At 35.8% G+C, this 3,310-nt stretch carries 1 protein-coding gene and 1 pseudogene; both read left to right on the top strand.

Translation table 11 applies throughout. The annotated features are described in order from the left end of the window. A pseudogene (locus tag JGH11_RS19480) lies at positions 1-2,184 on the top strand (hypothetical protein); the annotation flags it as partial. 10 nt (positions 2,185-2,194) lie between these two features. Beyond that, positions 2,195-3,310, top strand: a 1,116-nt coding sequence (locus JGH11_RS19475; RefSeq protein ID WP_201114560.1) for a DUF6443 domain-containing protein, incomplete at its 3' end; no start/stop codon positions are given.

Below are 3,310 nucleotides of genomic sequence, written 5' to 3'. Positions count from 1 at the left end.
ACGTTAGACTATACAAAATGTAGATTAATACTTAATTCCTTCAATATATCAGATAAAGACTCAAAGGGGAAATTACAATACAAATTTTCATATATTGAAGGTTCTCTTCCTTCCAAACAATCATTTAACACTGATATTTGGGGGTATTATAATGGATCTAATAACTTTGCGAAAATACCAACTTATTCGAATCTAAAATTTAAGTCTAGTTCAATAAATAAAGGTAACTATCCTGAAGCTTATATTTCATATATAGATTCATACCTGTTACCTGATACAGAGTTTATGAAATATGGAACATTAAATGAAATTGAATATCCTACCGGAGGCAAAACCAAATTTATTTTTGAGCCTCATGAATTTTATAATAAATTTAGATGTTCCTTTACAGCTAAAGACAATCTGTATGTCACTTATAGTCCAGATGATATTTCACAGCAAAATAGTCCATATACAGATAGTAGGGACTTTACACTTGATGAAGATGGATATGTAGTGATATCGTACCATTATCATCCTCATTCATCCTTAATACCAATAGAGCCTAGTGTTGGGTATGTAACGTTAATGGAGAAACAGGGTAATCAATATTATACAATTTTAGAAAAATTAGTTAATCTAGATCAACAATCAATAGGAACGCAAGTATTTAATGATTGTGCTGTATATTTAAAAAAAGGGACAACTTATAAGATCCAACTATGGAGAGAAACGAAAAATGAATCGGGACAAAGTAAATATTTTAATTATTATGTAACAGCAACAACTAAGGTTTATACTCCTTATACATTTGATAGCGGTGGGGGGTTAAGAATAAAAGAAATACAAAATATAATAGATAACAAAATTGTTAAAAAGAAGCAGTATTCATATATCTCAGGAGGAAAATCAACAGGTACTTTATTATCAATGCCTGATTTTTCTTATCTTCTTTTGTTAGACAAAGCACTTATTGACAATAGTTACCAATATAGTTTATTAACTACTCTTGAGTTATTTCTCATGGTAGGTGGAAATTCTTCTATTTTATGGGGATCTCCTATTATTCAAATTAATAGTTCTCAATTGAATATTGGTTATAATTCAGTTATAGAAATTAATTTAGATGAAAATAATAACACAATAGGAAGGTCTGAGTACCAGTACTTAGTAGAGCCATTGAAAGATAAAATTCCATTTCCTACTCCAAAACAATATCATATAGGAAATGGCACTTTACTAATGGAATCCCAGTATGATCAAGACAATAATTTAATAAATCTAAAAAAATGGGAGTACTCATTTAAAAACATACAAGGAGCTTCTTCTAGATATATTTTAAAACTAAATAGACCGACAGATGATGCTGCATGTTCTGGAGGACGTTTCTATAAGATAACCCCACAATGGTGGTCGTTAGACCGTATTTATGAATCAGAATATCCAACAGTTGGAGGATACGGAGTGTATTCGCAAAAAGAATACAAATACAACAACACTAATAGATTGGTAAATAGGATAACTGAATTTCTTCCTACTATTATGATAGAAACCAATACTAATTACGCATCTGAATATTCAGGTTTAATATTTGAAAAAATGATATCTAAGAATATGATTGGAATTCCTATTGAGATAGTAATTCAAAGAGATGGTAAAGTTACAAAAGCAAATAAATTTGAATTCAATAACAATCTTTACTTAAACCGTTCATTTTCTGCTATAGGTACTTCTTTGACTATGAATAATTATATCCAATACTATGAAAAAGATTATGAAATAGAAAAGTTTGATTCATATGGTAACCCTGTATATATATTAAAAGATGATGCAATTCATTTAATCTATCTATGGAGTTATGGTGGTCAATATCCAATAGCAGAAATAAAAAACGCAACCTATACAGACATTAATTCAGCATTATCAACAGTAGGGTTAGTATCAATAGACGCTTTATCAGCCAATACTAATCCGGATAAAGCTAAACTAGATAAACTCCGTACGCTACCTATACTGAATAATGCTTTAATTAATACTTATAAGTATCAGCCACTAGTAGGTCTATTAGAGTCGACCGATCCGACGGGTATTACTACCTTCTATGACTACGATGATTTCAGCCGGTTGAAAGAAACCTATATCAAGGACAGCAACGGCACTAAGCAGGTTATCCAGAAACACGACTACCACTACCAAAACCAGTAACCACACAGCTATGAAAACAAAATATATTTATATTATCCTGTTCCTTATCTTATTTGTCGGAACATTGTACGGGCAGAATACCATGTCCAGTCCTGTGGATTTAGGGACTAAAAGCGGCTCGTTTACCTATACCGACACAAAGAACACAAGCAGCTATACGAATAATTACACAGGCCGTTCGACCAATGACGTTTTCTATAAGTTCACCACTACCGTAGCTATGGATGTGGTTATTTCACACTGCGGTTCGGCTGTGAGCGATACGTATGTCTACCTGCTGAATTCTTCCGGGGGACTTGTCGCTTCCAATGACGACTATAGCGGAGAGGGGAAATGTTCTACTACTACACAATCTTACCTAAAAATGACAAACCTTGCGGCGGGAACCTATTATGTGGTTTCGGAAGGTTATAGCCAGAACGGGAATATTACGACAACGATACAGGGGACAGTCCAAAAAATTGAATACGATCTGGGAAGCAAAAGTGGCTCGTTTACCTATACCCATACGCAGAATACAGCCAATTGTTCCAATAGTTATACAGGACAGTCCTCCAATGACGTTTTCTATAAGTTCACCACTGCCGTGGCTATGGATGTGGTTATTTCGCACTGCGGTTCGGCTTTATCCGACACCTATGTGCACCTGCTGAACGCTTCAGGAACCCGGATTGCTTATAATGACGACTACAGCGGGGAGGGAAAATGTCCGACGACTACACATTCTTACCTGAAAATGACGAACTTGGCTGTGGGAACCTATTATGTGGTTTCAGAGGGTTACAGCCAGAACGGCAATATCACAACGAAAATAGAGGGGATCATCCCGAATGCCGGGATGGGTGTAGGTTCAGCTAATCAAAACTATATCCATACCCGCACCTATACCAATGAAGCGGGAACTGCTTACCTCGACCAGGTACAATACTTCGACGGATTGGGACGCCCCGTGCAGATGGTACAAAAGGCCATTACCCCGGGAACAGACTCCACGACAAGGAAAGATCTGGTTACTTATCAGGAGTACGACGGCTTCGGACGTGAAGATAAAGGTTGGCTACCGGCTGTAGTATCAGGTAATAACGGAGCCTATATGCCCTTGGCCACCTACAAATCAAAAGCCATG

Source organism: Dysgonomonas sp. Marseille-P4677 (assembly GCF_016652235.1).
In the GTDB taxonomy this organism is placed as follows: Bacteria; Bacteroidota; Bacteroidia; order Bacteroidales; family Dysgonomonadaceae; genus Dysgonomonas.
Note: the sequence above shows the minus strand (reverse complement) of the source record. Positions and strands in the feature narration are given on the sequence as shown.